Source organism: Qipengyuania sp. R86523, from assembly GCF_044596365.1.
In the GTDB taxonomy this organism is placed as follows: Bacteria; Pseudomonadota; Alphaproteobacteria; order Sphingomonadales; family Sphingomonadaceae; genus Qipengyuania; species Qipengyuania citrea.
In genome coordinates this window covers 1,862,419-1,881,092 of sequence record NZ_CP138997.1, presented here as the reverse complement: position 1 = coordinate 1,881,092, position 18,674 = coordinate 1,862,419, and the positions used below count along the sequence as shown (strand labels likewise).

Here is an 18,674-nt window from a genome sequence, read left to right as displayed (position 1 = left end):
ATGACCGCCCTGTTCCTGTCCGCATTCATCACCCTGTTCGTCGTCATCGACCCGCCGGGCTGCGCGCCGATCTATGCCGGATTGACCAAGGGTGCCTCGGCGGCCCAGCGCCGCAACATGGCGATCCGCGCATCGGGGATCGCGCTGGTCATCCTGCTGGTCTTCGCGCTGTTCGGCGAGGACTTGCTCGGGGCGTTGCATATCGAACTCGACAGCTTCCGCATCGCCGGCGGCCTGATGCTGTTCTGGATCGCCTTCGAGATGGTTTTCGAAAAGCGCACCCAGCGGCGCGAGGAACGGGCCGAGAAGGTGGCCGCGACGCCCGAGGTCGAAGACGTGTCGGTCTTTCCCATGGCCATTCCCATGCTGGCCGGGCCCGGGGCGATTGCAGCGATCATGCTGCTGATGAACGAGGCGCAGGGGATCGAGCAGAACCTCATCGTGCTCGGCGCGCTGGTGGCGGTCATCCTGATAACCATGGCCGCGCTGATCGCCGCAGGGCCGATCATGCGGCTGTTCGGCGACAAGGTCGAAGCCGCGATAACGCGCGTTCTCGGCGTGCTGTTGGCCGCGCTGGCGGCGCAATATGTCATCGATGGGCTGCGCGGCAGCTTCTTCGGCTAGGGCGGCCTGGCCCGCGCCGCGCGCTATTGCAGCGTGACGATCTCGTTGCCGTCGTCGCGCAAGGCGAAGAACTGCATCAGCTGGATCATCAGGTCGCACCGCTTGTGCAGGTCGGGCGCTTCGAGCAGTGCTTGCTTGGAAGCCGAATCGAAGGGCGCGATCTGCGCAACGCCGTTGATCAGCGTTTCGTCATCGAGCTGATCAACCGAATCCCAGTCGACCGAATAGCCCTGCATGTCGGCGAACCGCCGGGCTTCGAATTCGAAGCCGGCGCGTTCGACCGTCGACAGCGTCTGTCCGGACGGATCCTCGATCATTTCGGCTTCGACCTGCCTGAAGGCGGTCGCCACCTCGAGTTCGCGGAGCACGCGAAACCGCGATTCGCCGTCGAGCACGATGTTGTAGCGTCCGTCTTCCAAAGCCTCGACATCGCCGATCCGGCCGACGCAGCCGACCGTATAGAGCGGTGCGCGATCGCTCGGCTTCTGGGGTTGGATGATCCCGATCAGCCGGTCCTTGGCCAAAGCACTGCCGATCAGTTCGCGGTAGCGCGGCTCGAACACATGCAGGGGCAGTTGTAACCCCGGGAAGAGGATCGCCCCCGCAAGCGGGAAGATGGAAAGACGCTGGCTCAACGGCCGCCCTATCCGAACAACAGGCGCGAGAGGCGCCGCCGTGTCGCTACCACCCACGGATCCTCGAGACCGACGGCTTCGAACATCTGCAGCAATTTGGCGCGCGCTGCGCCCTCGTTCCATTCGCGGTCGGTTTCGACCATCGCCAGCAGTTCGTCGGCCGCGGCATCGCGATCGCCCGCAGCGAAGGCGGCCTCGGCGTAATCGTAGCGCGCCTGCATATCGCCGCCTTCGGCCTGCTGCCTGAGCGCGGCGAGTTGCCCGTCATCGACCTTGTTGCCAGCCAGTTCGAGCGCGGTTTTCGCCTGTTCGATCTGCGGATCGGCAGCCACCGCCGGATTGGCTTCGGCCGCGCTCAGCGCCGCCTGCGCCTGTTCGACATGGCCCGCCTGCACGAGCGCGCGGACCAGCCCGGCATGCGCCGCGGCATTGTCGGGCGCCATCTGCACCACCTGTCCGAAAACACCTGCCGCGCGCTCGGCGTCGCCTTCGGCCAGGACCTGTTCGGCCATGGTGACGAATTGCGAGACGTCCTGTTGCTGCTGCTGTTGGCCGCCTGCCGCACCATTGTCGCCGCCGCCGTCGAGCGGCAGCTGGGCGAGGATCTGGTCGAGCGTCTGCTTGAGCTGCGATTCGCTGCGCGCATTGGTAAGATCGGCCACCGGCTGGCCCTGGAACATCGCATAGACCGTCGGGATCGACTGCACCTGGAACTGCGCGGCGATGAACTTTTCCGCGTCGACATCGACCTTCTTCAGCACCACGCCCTTGTCGGCATATTCGGCCGCGACCTTTTCGAGCATCGGTGCCAGCGCCTTGCAGGGGCCGCACCACTCGGCGTGGAAATCGAGGATGACGAGCTTCGACATCGACGGTTCGACGACGTCGGTCTTGAAGCGCTCGACCGCTTTCTGTTCGTCAATGCTCAGCCCCATGCTCGCCACGTAAGTCCACCTTTCATCTCAAAATTCCGGTATGCCCCATGTGGGCATTCGCACGGCAATGTGAAGGAGCGCCGGCACGCTCGCAAGGGTCGCAAAAAATCTGCAATTTTCGGCTTGCGAGACTCGAAGGCCGCTGCTAGTTGGCCGCCTCCCCACCGGGACCACCCAGTTCCGGTAGCGCCAGTGAGCGGGCGTAGCTCAGGGGTAGAGCACAACCTTGCCAAGGTTGGGGTCGGGCGTTCGAATCGCCTCGCCCGCTCCATTTTCCTCGATAATCCGGATATCTGTTGGCCGATGAAAGGCCTGCGCGCCCTGCGGCGCGCGCGGTAGTTGGTCGCTTTGCCGGGCCAATTCGTCGAGCGGCAAGGCAATTGGGCCAAAAAGAGGTTGCGCCACAGGCTGAGCCCGCTAACGGCTACGATATGTTGTATCGTCTTGCTAACTCGCTTCGTCTCGTCGGCTCCACCGTCTCGCTCGCGGCATTGGCCGTGGGCAGTCAGGCCTACGCCCAGTCCGCCGAACCGGCAGATCCCGCACGGGACGCCGAAAGTCCCCCTTTGACCGACGATCTGCACGATCGGCGGATCAACTATCAGGGCCAGATCGTCGTCAGCGCGCAGGGGATACGCGATCTCGATCTGCTCGCCGGGACCGACGTGGTCGAGGGCGAGGAATTGCAGCGCAATCTCGCGGGCCAGATCGGCGACGTGCTCGACAGCCAGCCGGGCGTATCGGCAAGCGGGTTCGCGCCCGGGGCATCGCGCCCCATCCTGCGCGGTTTTTCCGGTGAACGGGTCAAGGTGCTGATCGACGGAATCGGCGCGATCGATGCCTCGAACACCTCGGACGATCACGCGGTCTCGATCGATCCGCTGACCGCCGAACGGATCGAGGTGCTGCGCGGCCCCGCAGTCCTGCTGTTCGGCAGCCAGGCGATCGGCGGCGCGGTCAACGTCATCGACAAGCGGATTCCGCTGCGGCTGCCGAGCGAAAGCGTGCATTTCGACTTCCTTGCTGGCGGCGACACCGCCGCCGACCAGCGTGAAATCGGCGGATCGGTCGATATGCGGCTGGGCAATAGCGGCTTCGTCTTCCATGCCGATGGATCATGGCGCGAGACCGACGATCTCGAAGTCCCCGGCTATACCGTCGCGCCTTCGCTGCGCGCCGACCTGCTGGCCGATGCTGCCGAAGAGACCGAGGAAGGCAATCTCGAAGAAGCCGAGGAATTGCGCGAAGCCGCCGACCAGCGCGGTTTCGTTCCCAACACCGGCACCGAGACATGGACTGCGAACGCCGGGCTCGCGTTCTTCAGGAACGATAGCAGCCTTGGGTTCTCCTTCGGGGTTTACGATACCCAATACGGCGTGCCGGGTCGCCCCGGTGCGGGCCACCATCACGGCGAGGAAGAAGGCGAGGAGCATGATGAAGACCACGGCGCCGAAGAGGAAGAGGGCGAAGAAGCCGTAAGCATCGGCCTGCGCCAGTACCGCGCGGATCTGCGCGGCGACATCTATCTCGGCGAAGGCCTGTTCGAACGGCTGCGCCTGCGCGCCGGCTATTCCGACTATACGCATACCGAATTCGAGGGCGACGAAATCGGTACGGTGTTCGATGTGCAGGGGATCGAGGCCCGCGCCGAGCTGATCCAGAACGACAGCGGCCCGTGGCGCGGTTCGATCGGTATGCAGTATTATTTCCGCGATTTCGAAGCGATCGGGGCCGAGGCCTTCGTCGCGCCGAACCGGACGGACCAGTTCGCCATGTTCGCCTTGCAGGAATATGGCACCGGTCCGCTGCAGGTCGAGGGCTCGCTGCGCTACGAAAACACGCATACCGAAGCCAATACGCTCGGCATTACGCGCGATTTCGACACCTTCTCGGGCGCGGTGGGGCTGTCCTACGAAGCGACGCCTGCCATCCGTACCGGTATCAACCTGTCACGGGTGGCGCGCGCGCCCGCCGCCGAGGAACTGTTCTCGAACGGGCCGCATATCGCGACGCAGGCATTCGAGATCGGCGATCCCAACCTGAAGCAGGAAAAGGCCTGGGGCGCCGAACTGTTCGCCCGCGGGAGCCTCGCCGGCGCGACGTTCAGCCTCGCGGCGTACCGCACCTGGTTCGACGACTTCATCTACCTGTCGCAGACGGGCGCCGAAGAGGACGACCTGCCGGTCTTCGTCTTCCTGCAGCAGGATGCGACCTATTCCGGGATCGAGGGGGAAGTTGCCTTCGATCTGCTCGAGACGGACAGTTTCACGCTGGGGACCGAACTGCTGGGCGAATACGTCCACGCCAAGCTCGACGACGATACCTTCGTCCCGCGGATTCCGCCGTTGCACCTGGCCGCCGCGCTCAAGGCGTCGACGGGTGACTTCGACGTGCGCGGCGAGGTCGAATGGTATGACAAACAGAACGACATCGCGCCGTTCGAAACCGCGACCGACGGCTACACCTTCGTCAACGCATCGATCGCGTGGCGCCCGTTGCGGGGGACCAATTCGGTCACCCTGTTGCTCAAGGCGGACAACATTTTCGACGTCTCGGGCCGCCGCCACACCAGCTTCACCAAGGATTTCGTCCCGCTGGCCGGGCGCAATTTCAGCGCCAGCCTGCGCGCCAGTTTCTGAACCGGTCCGCCCACCCGGGTTTTCGGTGACCGCCATGGCCAGCCTTGGCGGTCACCGTATCGGTTCTGCCGTGCCTACTGTTCGACGGCGAAGGTCAGTTCGGCACGTTCCTGCAGCCGCGTGACCAGCGCTTCGCCGAGGAACGAGCCCGGAGTACCGACCCCGCCTTCGGCATCGCTTTCGAGCAGGCCCATGCCGGTTTCCGCCAGCATCCGGCTGGTCGAACCGTATCCCGGGTCGTACTTGCCCTTCACGGCATAGTGCAGCCGCTCGCCGTCTTCCCATTCGCCCACGAACAGGACATCGTAGAAGCCGTTCTCCCGCTCCTCCTTGGTCGGGCCTTCGCCCGGCTTGGGGGGCTTGGCACCGAACGGGTTCTTGAGCATCGAGACGACCGCGTCGGCCGCAGCCTTGCCGGCCTCGCCGGGGCTGGTCAGCATCATCTCGTCATAGCGGAAGTCTTCGCCATAGGGATGGCCGCGCAGGAAATTTGTGCGGTGGACGTTCTTGGTGTTGATCGTCGCCATAATGAACGGCGCGGCCCATTTGCCCAGTTCGTCCTCGTAGTGCGGCATCATGCCCGAAGGTTGATCGGGGCCGGTGAAACCCGGCGTCAGGCCGAAGGGATCGTTGAGTACCTTGATGATCCCGGGGTTCTTGGCCGCGTTCTTCATCGTTGCGGTGAGGCTGGCCGCAGTGCCGCCCGAAAAGGTCCCCTGCATCGCGCGGACGCGGCCCTTGACGCGCGGAGCGGGCGAACCGTGGCGCTTCACCGCCTCCTGCTGCAGCATCAGCACGCCGAGATCGAAGGGTATCGAATCGAACCCGCTCGAGAAACAGATCCGCGACCCACTGTTCTTGGCTGCCTCGTGATGCAGGTCGATCTGTTCGCGCATCCAGCCCGGCTCGCCGCACAGGTCGGCGTAGTCCGTCCCGCTCTTTACGCAGGCAGCGACCAGTGCGTCGCCATAGAGCTGGTAGGGACCGACCGTGCTGAGAACGACCTTGGTCCGCGCGCACATAGTGTCGAGGCTGGCGGGATCGTCAGCGTCGGCCACGACCAGCGGCGTGCTCGCCGGTGCGCCGATTTCGTCGCGGACCGCTTCGAGCTTGTCCATGCTGCGCCCCGCCATTGCCCATTTCGGGGCATTGGCGGCATCGCCATATTCGCGCACGAAATGCTCGGCGACGAGACGCCCGGTGTACCCGGTGGCGCCATAGACGATGATGTCGAATTCGGTGTCGGCCATGTCAGTCTCCTTTGCCGCCTGAATGCGCGTGGCGGGCAGGAGAGTCAAAGACGTTACGGCGTGCGCGGAATGCGCGGGAGGACGCCCGACTGGCTCGAAATGGCCAGCAAGCGCCCGTCTTCAGCGAAGTGCCGGGCACTGCCGTGAACCACGCCGCGATCGAAGGCGGCAAGCTCGGTCACCGAAAGCACCCAGCCATCGTCCGCCGACTGGATATGGCGATAGGTATCGTCGAGGCTGGAGCCGCCGCGCGCGGCGTGATGCGCGCCGAGGAAGAAGTCCGAGACGATCGCCAGCCAGCCCGAGTTCACGGGAAAGCCCGCCTGCGAACGCGACCACAGCGCCTGGATGCCGCGCGCGTCGTCCTGCAACGCCACGCGGGTCTCGAGCTGATCGCCCAGCGTGCCGGGCACGCCCCAGCTGCGATCGCCGCTTTCGCATTCAGCGGGGGACGGGACGTCGGGCATTGCGGCGAAGATGCGCTGCTCGCTCGGCTCGCGCGCACCCAGCGCCGCACTGACGCGGTGGGTCAGCCGGCTGTTGCTGCGAATTTCCGCCTGCCATTGGCCCACCGACTGGCCGCCGCCGCACTGCTCGCAGGAAACGACCAGCTCCTCCGCATGCGTGGTCGGGGCGAGGAACTGGATGTTCGACCATAGCAGCGTCTGCCCGCTCGCCAGTTCGAGCGCGTCGACCGCTGCCGCCAGTGCGACCCCGCCCATCACATGCGGTGCGCCTTCGGGCCCAACCGTGGCAGGCGGCATGACCGGCAGGACGTATTCGCCCTCGCGCTCGCCCGGCGCGACACGCCAGAAGGGAAAGCGTGAAACGCTCACCCGATCGCGGTCACAGCCGCGGCAGCGTCACGCCGCGCTGACCCATGTATTTGCCCGCGCGGTCACGGTAGCTTGTTTCGCAGCGCTCGTTGCCCTGCAGGAACAGGAACTGGCACGCGCCTTCATTGGCGTAGATTTTCGCCGGCAGCGGGGTGGTGTTGGAAAATTCCAGCGTCACATGGCCTTCCCAGCCGGGTTCGAGAGGGGTGACGTTCACGATGATCCCGCAGCGTGCATAGGTGCTCTTGCCGAGGCAGATCACCAGCACGTCTTCGGGCACGCGGAAATATTCGACCGTCCGTGCCAGCGCGAAGCTGTTGGGCGGGATCACGCAGATGTCGGTTTCGCGGTCGACCAGGCTGTCGCCGTCGAAGTTCTTCGGATCGACCACCGCGCTGTTCACATTGGTGAAGATCTTGAACTCGGGCGCGACGCGCGCGTCATAGCCATAGCTCGACAGCCCGTAACTGATCACCCCTTCGCGGCGCTGCGCCTCCACGAAGGGCTCGATCATGCCCTCGTTCTGCGCCTTGTCGCGGATCCACTTGTCGGAAAGAATCGCCATGGGAGGACGATTCCCGAGCCGCGCCACTGGGGCAAGCGGCCCGGGAATCTTATCCGCCCTTTAGCTCGCCAGTAGCGTGGCGTTGCCGCCGGCTGCGGTCGTGTCGATGCACACCACGCGTTCGGTTGCGAACCGCGCGACGTAGTGCGGCCCGCCCGCCTTGGGGCCGGTGCCCGACAAGCCTTCGCCGCCGAACGGCTGGCTTTCGACCACGGCACCGATCTGGTTGCGGTTGACATAGAAATTGCCGACCTTGGCGCGCGCCTCGACAAAGGCGCGCGTGTCGTCATTGCGGCTGTGAAGCCCCATGGTCAGCCCGTAGCCGGTCGCGTTGATATCCTCGACCACGCGGCCGAGATCGGCGGCGCGGTAACGTACGACATGGAGGATGGGGCCGAAGTTCTCGCGTTTGAGGTCGAGGATCGAATCCATTTCCACGATCGTCGGCGCGACGAAGCACCCGGCATTGGCACCGCGATGAAGGCGGCGGCGCCATACGGGGAAACCGCCCTTCTTGCGCCGGGCGACATGCCGTTCGAGCGAGGATTTGGCGTCCATGTCGATCACCGGGCCGACATCGGTGGCCAGGTGCTCTGGATTGCCGATCGTCAGCGCCTCGAAACCGCCGCGGATCATCTTCAGCATCTCGTCGTAAACGTCGTCCTGAATATAGAGCACGCGCAGCGCCGAGCAGCGCTGGCCCGCACTCTGGAACGCGCTGGCGACGACGTCGCGGGTCACCTGCTCGGGCAGCGCGGTCGAATTGACGATCATCGCGTTCTGTCCGCCGGTTTCGGCGATCAGCGTGGCGATCGGACCCTCGCGCGCGGCGAGGCCGCGGTTGATCGCCTGCGCAGTCTGCGTCGATCCGGTAAAGGCGACGCCCGCAATGCGCGGATCGGAAGTGATCATCTCGCCCACTTCGCCCGCACCCGGCAGCAGCTGAAAAGCCTCTTCGGGGATGCCCGCCTGGTGGCACAGGCGCACCGCCAGCGCCGCGATCAGCGGCGTCTGCTCGGCCGGCTTGGCGACGACCGTATTGCCCGCGGCGAGCGCAGCGGCGGGTGTCCCGATGAAGATCGCCAGCGGGAAATTCCACGGGCTGATGCAGGCGAACACGCCGCGGCCATGCAGGCTGAGCCGGTTTTCTTCGCCCGTTGGCCCGGGCAGCGGGATCGGGCCGGTAAACTGGCGCCGCGCCTCATTGGCGTAGAAGCGCAGGAAATCGACCGCTTCGCGCAGCTCGAGCACTGCGTCCATCAGCGTCTTGCCCGCCTCGCGCTGGCACAGGCTGAGGAATTCGTCGGTATGTTCCTCGAACAGATCGGCCGCCGCTTCGAGCAGCACCGCGCGTTTCTCGCCGCCCAGCCGGTCCCAGCCCGGCTGGATCGCTTCGGCGCGCGTGATCGCTTCCTCGACTTCGAAATCGAGTGTGTCGCGGCGCGTGCCGACTTCAGCCGACAGGTCGTGCGGCTTGTTGATCGGGGCGATTTCGGCATCGGCACCCGACATGAAGGTCGGCTCTGCCGTCCAGTGCCGGCTCTCAAGCGCGGCGAGGCGTTCCTGCAGCGGTTCGAGCACCAGCGGATCGGACAGGTCGATCCCGGCCGAATTCTTGCGGCCCGGGAAAATGTCTTCCGGCAGCGGGATGGTCGGATTGCGATAGGGATCAAGCTGCGCCATGTCGGCCACCGGATCGGTCGCCAGATCGGAAGCGGGCACTTCGGCGTCCGCCATGCGGTTGACGAAAGAGCTGTTCGCGCCGTTTTCGAGCAGCCGCCGGACCAGATAGGCCAGCAAGTCCTTGTGCGTGCCGGTGGGGGCATAGATCCGCACATTGGTGCGGTCGTTGCCTTCCATCTGCGCGAGCGCGCCGTAGATGTCCTCGCCCATGCCATGAAGGCGCTGGAATTCGAGTGGCTTGCCGCCCGCCAGCGCCTTGATCGCGCCGATGGTGTAGGCGTTATGCGTGGCAAAGGCGGGATAGATGGCATCGTCTGCGGCCAGCATCTTCTCCGCGCAGGCGAGATAGCTCACGTCGGTGGCCAGCTTGCGGGTGAAGACGGGGAAATCCTTGAACCCGCCAACATGGCTAAGCTTGATCTCGGTATCCCAATAGGCGCCCTTGACCAGCCGGACGAAGAACTTGCGGTCGTATTTGCGGGCCAGCCGCGCGGTCCATTCGACCATCGGCACGCCGCGTTTCTGATAGGCCTGGATGGCCAGCCCGAACCCTTCCCAGCGGCTGCCGTCGGGCCGTGTGAACAGGCTGTCGTCGCGCGCGAGGGCCTCGATCAGATCCATCGACAGCTCGAGCCGGTCGGCTTCTTCGGCATCGATGGTGAAATGGATATTCGCATCGCGCGCAGCGGTCGCGAGATCGCGCACGATCGGCAACAGGTCGGCGATCGCCAGATCGGCATGCAGGAAAGTGTATTTCGGATGCAGCGCGGACAGCTTCACCGAGATGCCCGGGGCGGTCCGCACGTCGCCGGTCGATTCGCGCACCAGGCGTTCGATCGCTTCGTGGTAATTCACCCGGTAGCGTTCGGCATCGGCGAAGCTCATCGCGGCTTCGCCAAGCATGTCGAAGCTGTGCGTCAGCCCGCGCGCGCGTTCGGGGGCCGCGCGCTTGAGCGATTCATTGATCGTGCGGCCATAGACGAACTGTCCGCCGAGGATGCGCATGGCCTGCAGCGTCGCGGTGCGGATCACGGGTTCGCCCAGTCGGTTGACCGCGCGCTTGAGCGTCTTGCCCATGCCCTTCTGCGCTTCCTCGGGACGTTCGAGCACTTCGCCCGTCAGCATCAGCGAGAAGGTCGCGGCGTTGACGAAGGTGGATGAGCTTTCGCCCATGTGTTCGGCCCAGTCGATATCGCCGATCTTGTCGCGGATCAGCGCGTCGGCGGTCGCCGCATCGGGCACCCGCAGCAGCGCTTCGGCGAGACACATCAGCGCCACGCCTTCCTCGGTGGCGAGGCCATACTGGTGCAGGAAGGCATCGATCCCGCTGGCCTTGCGCTTGCGCGCCTCCTCGATCAGCCGGGTGGCGATCTCGGCGGCTTCCTCGTGCTTGGCGCTCGCCGCGCTGGCTTGTGCCATGCGCTCGGCGACGCAGGCGTTCTCTTCCGCGCGGTAGGCCTCGCGGAGCGCTTGGCGGGAAATGGGGGACAGGCGGGCAGGATCGTGCAGGGCCATACGACTCCGGACAGAAGGAGGGATAAAGCAGGCCCATTGGACCTGCGGTGTATCCCTTTCAAGCTTTGCGGAGCGCGCTGGTTCCGTAGCGTCGTGTCAGTCGCGCGCGGCAAACCAGTCGGCGACTGCCTGCTGTGCTTCGTCAGGCAGGTGCAGACCCAGCTTGCTGCGCCGCCACAGCACATCCTGCGCGGTGCGCGCATATTCGTGGTCGACGAGGTGGCGCAGCTCAGCCTCGTACAGCGTACCGCCGAAGTGCCGGCCGAGATCGGCCAGCGCAGTTGCCCCGCCCAGCACACGGTCGATCCGCGTGCCATAGGCGCGCGCCAGCCGCAGCAGCATTTCGGGCGGTATCCAGGCATAGCGTTCACCCGCCTCCCACAGGAAACCGGCGAAATCGGCATCGGGCATGTCGCCGCCCGGAAGCGGCGCATGGGCGGTCCAGTCGCGCCCCGGCAGCGGCATCACCTCGCCCAGCTTTTCCAGCGCATGTTCGGCCAGCTTGCGGTAGGTGGTGATCTTGCCGCCATAGACCGACAGGATGGGCGCCCCGTCCTGCGCGTCGAGTTCGAACACGTAGTCGCGGGTCACGGTCGAATTGCTTGCGGCATCGTCTTCGTACAGCGGGCGCACGCCAGCATAGGAGGACACGATTTCCTCTTCCGTTACCGCGCTGGTGAAATAGCGCGAGGCGGCTTCGCACAGATAGCGGGTCTCCTCGGGCGCGATCGTGACGGCGTCGAGATCGCCTTCGTATAGCAGGTCGGTCGTGCCGATCAGCGTGTAGTCGCGCTCATAGGGGATAGCGAAAATGATTCGCCCGTCGGGTTGCTGGAAGATATAGGCATGCTCGCCCGAAAACCGCCGCGACACGATGATGTGGCTGCCCTTGACCAGCCGCAGATGGGCCGGTGTACCGGCCCCCAGCGCGATCTTGGCCACCCGGTCGACGAACGGACCCGCCGCATTGATCACTGCGCGCGCCGTCACGGATCGTTCGCAAGCAGCACTCCGCAGTGTCGCGCTCCAGCCATCCGCGCTTCGCTCCAGCGCGGTGCATTCGGTACGCACGCATATCTCCGCGCCGCGTTCCTCCGCGTCGCGTGCGGTCAGCACGACCAATCGCGCGTCTTCGACCCAGCAGTCCGAATATTCGAAACCGCTGGTCAGCCGGTCTTGCAGGATCGTGCGGTGCGGGGCCACGCGCAGCTTGACGCGCTTGCTCTTGGGCAGGCTCATCCGTCCGCCGATGCGGTCGTATAGCGCGAGGCCCAGCCACAGCATCCACTTGGGCCGCATGCTCGGTTCATGCGGCATGACGAAGCGCAGCGGCCAGATGATGTGCGGGGCGTTGCGCAGCAGCACTTCGCGTTCGCGGAGGCTTTCGGCAACGAGGCGAAATTCGTAATTCTCAAGATAGCGCAGCCCGCCATGGACCAGCTTGGTGCTGGCCGAGGAGGTATGCGAGGCCAGATCGTTCTTCTCGACCAGCAGGACCCGCAGGCCGCGGCCCGCGGCATCGCGGGCAATGCCTGCGCCGTTGATCCCGCCGCCGATAACAAGGAGGTCGTAGGCTTCGTTCATTGCTGGCGGATCACGCGGCCGACGACGGCATCAAGCCTGGTCATCAGCGCCTTGTCGCGGGCCTCGGGCGCGGTCACCACGGCATTGTCCAGCGCATGGTCGATGGGCGATGGCGTGCGTTTGCGCGGCAGGGCCTTGCAGAACGCCTCGATCGTTTCGCGCGCCAGCCGGGCATTGTCCTGCATCCGGTCGAGGACCTGACCGACATCGACCGCTTCGGTCTCGTCACGCCAGCAATCGTAATCGGTCACCATCGCCAGCAGGGCATAGGGCAGCTCCGCTTCGCGGGCCAGCCGGGCCTCGGGCATTCCGGTCATGCCGATCACTTCGGCGCCCCAATGGCGATAGAGCCGGCTTTCGGCGCGGGTGGAAAACTGCGGCCCCTCCATGGCGAGATAGGTCGCGCCCTCGGTGCATTCGCCCCCTGCTGCGGCGACGGCTTTCGCAGCGTGTCTGGACAGGCGGTCGCACACCGGATCGGCCATGGAGACATGCGCAACGAACCCGTCCCCGAAAAAGCTCGATGGGCGACCCTTGGTGTTGTCGATGAACTGGTCGACGGTGACGAACCTGCCCGGTGCCAGCTCTTCCGACAGCGAACCGACCGCGCTGACCGCGAGGATATCGGTGCAGCCAGCGCGCTTGAGCGCATCGATATTGGCGCGTGAATCGAGCGTCGAGGGGGCGATGCGATGACCGCGTCCATGGCGCGGCAGGAACCGCACGCGAACGTGCCCGATGGTGCCGCACAGGATCTCGTCGGAGGGATCGCCCCAGGGCGACTGTACCGCAATCCATTGCGGATCCTCCAGCGCATCGATGGCATAAAGCCCCGACCCGCCGATGATGCCGATGGTCCAGTCGCTCATATATCCCCTCTGCGTTGCCGGCCGATCGCTTGTCGCAGCTTCTACCCTACGGGAGCTTGCCGTTTGCGGTTAATTTGTGCCTGAGCGGTGGCGTGTGGCAAGCGGCAAGTCCAGAGGCGAGTTGTAATCGGGCACTCGTGGCGCCCGCATCCGTATTCATCGTGCCGGGCGCGGCGGTGCGCTTGACAGCCAGCCGCGTTTACCGCGCAAACACCGCCTAGGCGGGGCATAGGGAAAGATGATGGCCGAAACGAATATCGAACCGACACTGGCAAGCCTGAGCGAACGCCTGCGCGTCCTGCACCGGCAGACACGCGAGACGCCGCTGTTCAACCCGGTGTTCCAGTTGTCCCTGGATATTTCGCGCAAGCTCGAAAGCGGCGAGTTGGGGATCGCGGACCTGGGCGGTCTGGTCGACGAGCTGGAAGCGCAATCGCTCGATGCGCGGGCCAATCGGCTGCGCAACCTGCTGGCACCGGCCGACGCGGGCGGGCGTCTCGCATCGCTCGCGTCGAGCGGCGCGGCGTTCGATAGCTATCGCGCGTTCTGGGAACAGCCGCACATGCATGTGGTCTTCACCGCGCATCCGACTTTCCTGCTGTCCCCGCAGCAAAGCGATGCGGTCGCGCAGGCAGTAGCAAACGGAGGTGACGTTCGGCCCGAGGCCGGAAGTGAGGCGCCGGAAATCACGCTGCGCTACGAACACCAATGCGCGATGGCCGCGCTCGCCAATGCGCAGGACGCGCGTGACCGGATGGTGAGTGCGGTGTTCGACCGGGCGCAGGCCGAATTTCCCGGGCGCTGGTGTGAATTGCAACCCCTTCCGTTCCGTTTCGCGAGCTGGGTCGGCTATGACATGGACGGGCGGACCGACATCAAGTGGTACACCTCGATTGCATTTCGTCTGTCGGAAAAGGCGCAGCGGCTCGAACGCTATGCCGCCTCGCTCGCGGCGATCGACGAAGCGCATCCGCTTATCGCCAAATTGCGCAGCGCCGCTGAACATGCCGCCGCCAGTGCCGACGAATTTGCCGGCGATCTGTCCGATCCCGCCGATCTTTCGGCAGCGGCCAACCGGCTGACCGCAGACCACGCCGACAAGCTGCTTTCGCTCGAACCGCTGATCGACCGGCTGGAAACCGAAGCGCGCGATTGTGCGGCCGAACGGGCGGTTGCGCTGCGCACGCTCGTTTCCGCGATGCGCGCCGACGGGCTGGGGATGAGCTGGATTCACTTCCGCGTGAATGCCAAGCAGCTCCACAATGCGATCCGCACCAGGCTGGGTGATGCGGCGGATATCGACCTGTCGAGCCGCGGCGCAATCGCCGCCTTGCGCGAACTGCTGGCCGGGGTCGAACCGCAAAGCGCCAATTTCGCCAGCCTCGCAGTCGAAAGCTCGACCGCGGTGCGGCAGTTCCTGGTGATGACTCAGATCCTCAAGCATGTGGATGCCGATGCGCCGATCCGCATGCTGGTGGCCGAATGCGAACAGCCCTCGACCGTGCTCGCCGCGCTCTATTTCGCCAAGCTGTTCGGGATTGCCGACAAGGTCGATGTCTCCCCGCTGTTCGAGACCGAGACCGCGCTTGAACACGGCGGGCGGTTCCTCGACCTGCTGCTGGCCGAGCCCGACTACCGCGCCTATGCCAAGACCCGCGGCCGGATTGCGATCCAGACCGGGTTCTCCGACGCCGGGCGCTTCGTCGGCCAAATCCCTGCCAGCCTCGCGATCGAGCGGCTGCAGGGCCGGCTGGCCGAGGCAATGGATGCCAACGGTCTCGGCGATGTCGCCGCGCTGATTTTCAACACGCATGGCGAAGGGATGGGGCGCGGCGCGCACCCTTCCGGCTTCGAAGACCGCATCGAATGGGCCCTCAGCGCCTGGACGCAGCGCCGCTTCGCCCGCGCGGGGATCACGCTCGAACCCGAAGCGAGCTTTCAGGGCGGCGACGGCTACCTGCTGTTCGCCACCCCCGATATCGCGCTGGCGACGCTGACGCAGATCGCCGCGAACAGCCCGGCGCATACCGACGCCGATGTCCCCACCGATCCCTTTTACCGGCGGACCGACCTCAGTCTCGATTTCTATCGCGCGATCAAGGATCACCAGCGCGATCACCTGGAAAGCCGGACCTACAGCCGCGCGATCACCGCCTTCGGCCTCGGCTTGCTCAACCAGACCGGCAGCCGCAAGTCGCGCCGGCAAAGCGATCTGTCTGCCGATCGCGAGATGAGCCTGCGGCAGATCCGGGCGATCCCGCACAACGCCATCCTGCAGCAGCTTGGCTATCCGGTGAACATCATCGCCGGGGTCGGCAGCGCGGCGGAAAGCAATATCGAGGAGATCGGTACGCTCCTGTCCGAAAGCCCGCGTGGCCGGCAGATCATGCGGCTGGTGCGCGCGTCGAATGCACTGGCCAGCATCAAGACGGTTGCGGCCTTCGGCGAACTGTTCAACTCCGCCTATTGGGCCAGCCGCCCCTATCGCGGGACCGAACAGCATCTGGGCGCGGCCTGCGAGGCCTTGGCCGAATATCTTATCAAGGACGATCGCAATGGCGTGTTTCGCCGGCTGGCATCGCGCTTGCGCGTCGATGCGTTGAAGCTGCACCGATTGTTCGAGCTGGTGCCCGACGACGATCCGCATCCCGAACGCGAAAGCGTGCGCCGGGCAATCGGCGTGCTCCAGGCCGTGCGCCTGGCGCTGTTGCAGCACATGTTCCTCAAGGCGATCTCGGTTCCGGCATTCAGCCGTGCCAACGACATCAGCCGGACCGATGTGTTGGAAATGGTCTTCACCCTGCGCATCGACGATGCGCTTGCCCAATTGCGCCGCGCCTTTCCGACCAGCTTCCCGCGCAAGGACGATTTCGCGCTCAACGAGCCGGGCGAATATCCGCGCGGCGAGGGCGAAGGTTATGCCGCGATCCGGCGCGATCACATCGATCCGATCGAACAGGCCTACGAACTGTGCCTGCGAATTTCGACTGCCATCGCGAACGAGTTCGGCGCGCACGGCTGATTGAATTCGCTGCGGTTCGCGCGCATTGTCCTGCCCTGTCAGCTGGGGGGAGGACGAATCGATGGACAATTTCCTGTGGGGTGTGGCCGCCGGGGTGCTGGGCGTTGCGGCGCTCGCCTTTTTCGCGTTCACGATGTTTCGGCGCGGGCCGCTGACGTTCCAGATCGACGGGTTTTACACCCACGTTGCCGATGGCGATGTCGGCCCCCTGATCCGCGACGTGCAGGCGGACGTCCCCGATGCCGCGGTGTGCAGGCTCGACGACCGCATGTCCTGTTCGATCCGCGACGCGGTGCAATGCCACAATGAAGCCGGTCGCCCCGATTGCGACGTGCTGCTGCTGTCGGGCGGCGGCCAGTGGGGCGCCTTCGGTGCGGGGCTGTTCGACACGCTCAGTCGCAACAGCGGCAACGAACTCGCCCTTGGTGGCGTGGGCGTCATCACCGGCATTTCCACCGGCTCGTTGCAGGCGCTGATGCTGATGGTCGCGCTCGATCCGAAGCAGACCCCGGATATGCGCCGCTTCGCGCTCGACCGGCTCGTCTGGGGTTACGCGCCGGAGCGGGAAAGCGATGTGGTTAGGCGCACCGGGCTGATCGGCGTTCCGCTGTTCGGTTCGGCGGCAGGCACGCGGCGGCTGCGCCAGCGCATCATCGAAGCGCTCATGCCGGGCGGCGACGAACGGCTGATCGAGGCGATCGGGCAATCCAGCATCGAGGCTTTCGCCGGCTTCGTCGAAGCCGAGCGCGGGGTGTTCCGCTATGCCGATATCAAGGAATTGGTGAATGCCGCCCCCACGGCCGCGGCGGCAGCGGAAGCGCTGGCGGCGGCGACCATGGCCTCCTCCGCCATGCCGGTGTTCCACCAGCAACTGCGCGTCGCGGGAAGCGATGGCGAAGCGCTGGCGCTCTACGATGGCGGGGTGCGCCGTTCGGTCTTCTTCGACCGCGCGATGGCGGCGGTCGACCGGGAAGTGCGCGAACAGATGAAGGGCCATGCGCTGGCCAAGATCGCCGGCGGTGCGACGCAGGCTGCGATCGCGCAGGATTACGAAGATACTGCGCCCACGGTCTATGTCGTGCGCAACGGCCCCACCGTGCGCAAGCGCGATGCCGCTTTCAACACCAGCTCCGGTCCGCTCAAGAACGGCCAGCGCGGGTACGATCTGCTGGTCAATGAAAGCGAGATCGGGGCCATTGCGGGCCTGCGCCTGAACAATCCCTACGGACGGATCATGCTGACCAGCGCCGACCGCTACGACACTTTCCCCAGCGACGTGGGCGAGAATTTCAAGGACGACGAAATGTTCAAGCCCGCCTTCATGGCGCGGCTTCGCGACCTCGGCCGGCACAAGGCGGAACGCCCCGAAGGGCCCTGGTGGCCCCTCAGCAGGATCGAACAGGTCTGAGAGAAATCTTTCGGGACTGTTGGTGCGGTCGAGAAGACTCGAACTTCCACGGCCTTGCGGCCACAACGACCTCAACGTTGCGCGTCTACCAGTTCCGCCACGACCGCACACAGTCTGCATCGGAGGCCCATCACAAGGACGGCCCCCGCCGGTAGGAGCGCGCCACTAGCAGCGAGGCTGCGCTGCCGCAAGCACCTTTATCGCATGGTAGCGCCGGTTAGCGCGGAGCCCAGCCGATATCCGCGAACACCGCCGATTTCGGCACATCGGTGACCGCTTCGTTGATCGTTAGTTCCTCGCCCGGGGCCAGCGTCGATTGCGGCGGCTGGACCACCCAGCTGTACACCTGCCGTTCGCGCTGGTCGCGCAGCACGATCAGGATCGGCGGGATCGGGCGGGATTCGCGCGCGGTATTGGTGACGATGATGCGCGCGCCGAAGAATTCGGTCCCGTTGGGCAGCGTGCGGCGTTCCTGTTCCTCCACCGGGAAGGCGAGTTCCAGGTCGGGTTCGGCAACACCGAATAGCGGGCGCGAAACCGGTACCCATTCGGGCAGGCCGACGTAATTGACCGCGGCAATCGTGGCGAGCGCGATGGCGGCGAAGATCGCCGCTGCCCAGGTCCACAGCTTGGCGATGTTGCGCCGCGGGCGGAACGGCGGCGCGTGCTCGAACCGCGAGGGGCCTTCATCGATTTCGGCGGCAGGCGCGGGGGGCAGGTCATCCTGCACTTCGCCATAGGGCGGGGCGGTTTCGTCGAAATCGGGACCATCTGCCGGCACGGGCCGGTCCGGGGTTTCGGCAAAGGTGAACCCGGGTTTCGCTGCCGGATCCGGTTGTTCCTGCGTATCTGCCGCGCTCGCTGCGGGCGGGGGCGGGGGCGGGGGCGGCGGCGGAGCGGGTGCAGCCGCCGGTACCGGTCGCGAGACGGGCCCCATGTCGCCGGGCGTCAGCCGGTCCGCGTCGGGCCCGTCCTGGAACCAGCTGTGCTTGCATTTGGCGCAGCGGACGGTGCGTCCGTCGATCCCGATCGCACTGTCGGGCACGACATAGCGCGTGGAGCAAGCTGGGCAGGCGATAATCATGGTGACCCAAGGCTTAGGCCGGTGC

General features: G+C 65.6%; 13 protein-coding genes and 2 tRNA genes. 5 read left to right on the top strand and 10 right to left on the bottom strand.

Annotation, left to right across the window (positions count from 1 at the left end; genetic code table 11):
- Complete coding sequence (locus SJY12_RS09205; protein WP_050601698.1) at nucleotides 1-624, top strand: MarC family protein; 624 nt, start codon at nucleotides 1-3, stop codon at nucleotides 622-624.
- A gap of 23 nt (nucleotides 625-647) precedes the next feature.
- On the opposite strand, the gene SJY12_RS09200 is transcribed toward SJY12_RS09205, so the two are convergent.
- Nucleotides 648-1,259, bottom strand: coding sequence for an LON peptidase substrate-binding domain-containing protein (locus SJY12_RS09200; protein ID WP_397505164.1), 612 nt, complete (start codon nucleotides 1,257-1,259; stop codon nucleotides 648-650).
- An 8-nt stretch (nucleotides 1,260-1,267) separates the two neighbouring features.
- Nucleotides 1,268-2,194 (bottom strand): tetratricopeptide repeat protein, encoded by a 927-nt coding sequence (locus SJY12_RS09195; protein WP_348031548.1) that lies wholly within the window; start codon nucleotides 2,192-2,194, stop codon nucleotides 1,268-1,270.
- A gap of 196 nt (nucleotides 2,195-2,390) precedes the next feature.
- On the opposite strand from SJY12_RS09195, the gene SJY12_RS09190 reads away from it, so the two are divergent.
- A tRNA-Gly gene (locus SJY12_RS09190) sits at nucleotides 2,391-2,465 on the top strand.
- 295 nt (nucleotides 2,466-2,760) lie between these two features.
- A complete protein-coding gene (locus tag SJY12_RS09185; RefSeq protein WP_397505163.1) occupies nucleotides 2,761-4,833 on the top strand; it encodes a TonB-dependent receptor in 2,073 nt (690 codons plus the stop codon).
- Between the two features lie 74 nt (nucleotides 4,834-4,907).
- Here SJY12_RS09185 and SJY12_RS09180 read toward each other — a convergent pair whose 3' ends face one another.
- The 6 genes from SJY12_RS09180 to mtnP all read right to left on the bottom strand — a co-directional run bounded on the left by SJY12_RS09180 (nucleotide 4,908) and on the right by mtnP (nucleotide 13,135).
- The gene (locus SJY12_RS09180) at nucleotides 4,908-6,083 is read right to left on the bottom strand and encodes a saccharopine dehydrogenase family protein (RefSeq protein WP_397505161.1); all 1,176 of its coding nucleotides are present in this window, start codon (nucleotides 6,081-6,083) and stop codon (nucleotides 4,908-4,910) included.
- A 53-nt stretch (nucleotides 6,084-6,136) separates the two neighbouring features.
- Nucleotides 6,137-6,919, bottom strand: a complete 783-nt coding sequence (locus SJY12_RS09175; RefSeq protein ID WP_397505159.1) for a hypothetical protein — start codon at nucleotides 6,917-6,919, stop codon at nucleotides 6,137-6,139.
- A 10-nt stretch (nucleotides 6,920-6,929) separates the two neighbouring features.
- Entirely contained in the window at nucleotides 6,930-7,484 is a 555-nt protein-coding gene (gene dcd / locus SJY12_RS09170) for a dCTP deaminase (RefSeq protein WP_050599494.1), read from the bottom strand.
- Nucleotides 7,485-7,544: 60 nt separating this feature from the next.
- Complete coding sequence (gene putA, locus SJY12_RS09165) at nucleotides 7,545-10,682, bottom strand: bifunctional proline dehydrogenase/L-glutamate gamma-semialdehyde dehydrogenase PutA (protein ID WP_397505158.1); 3,138 nt, start codon at nucleotides 10,680-10,682, stop codon at nucleotides 7,545-7,547.
- 96 nt (nucleotides 10,683-10,778) lie between these two features.
- Complete coding sequence (gene glpD / locus SJY12_RS09160) at nucleotides 10,779-12,266, bottom strand: glycerol-3-phosphate dehydrogenase (protein WP_397505157.1); 1,488 nt, start codon at nucleotides 12,264-12,266, stop codon at nucleotides 10,779-10,781.
- Nucleotides 12,263-13,135: an S-methyl-5'-thioadenosine phosphorylase gene (gene mtnP / locus SJY12_RS09155; RefSeq protein WP_063506067.1), complete on the bottom strand. Its 873-nt coding sequence runs from the start codon at nucleotides 13,133-13,135 to the stop codon at nucleotides 12,263-12,265. Before mtnP ends, glpD begins: the two co-directional genes overlap by 4 nt.
- 241 nt (nucleotides 13,136-13,376) lie before the next feature.
- Between mtnP and SJY12_RS09150 the strand changes: the two genes are divergently transcribed.
- Both SJY12_RS09150 and SJY12_RS09145 read left to right on the top strand, forming a co-directional pair.
- Nucleotides 13,377-16,157 carry a phosphoenolpyruvate carboxylase gene (locus SJY12_RS09150; protein WP_397505156.1) on the top strand — a complete coding sequence of 927 codons (2,781 nt, stop codon included), beginning with the start codon at nucleotides 13,377-13,379 and terminating at the stop codon, nucleotides 16,155-16,157.
- A 61-nt stretch (nucleotides 16,158-16,218) separates the two neighbouring features.
- Nucleotides 16,219-17,565: a patatin-like phospholipase family protein gene (locus SJY12_RS09145; RefSeq protein WP_397505155.1), complete on the top strand. Its 1,347-nt coding sequence runs from the start codon at nucleotides 16,219-16,221 to the stop codon at nucleotides 17,563-17,565.
- 20 nt (nucleotides 17,566-17,585) lie between these two features.
- Here SJY12_RS09145 and SJY12_RS09140 read toward each other — a convergent pair.
- Both SJY12_RS09140 and SJY12_RS09135 read right to left on the bottom strand, forming a co-directional pair.
- Nucleotides 17,586-17,672, bottom strand: a tRNA-Leu gene (locus tag SJY12_RS09140).
- A 110-nt stretch (nucleotides 17,673-17,782) separates the two neighbouring features.
- Nucleotides 17,783-18,649, bottom strand: a complete 867-nt coding sequence (locus SJY12_RS09135) for an MJ0042-type zinc finger domain-containing protein (RefSeq protein ID WP_397505154.1) — start codon at nucleotides 18,647-18,649, stop codon at nucleotides 17,783-17,785.
- Nucleotides 18,650-18,674: the final 25 nt, after the last annotated feature.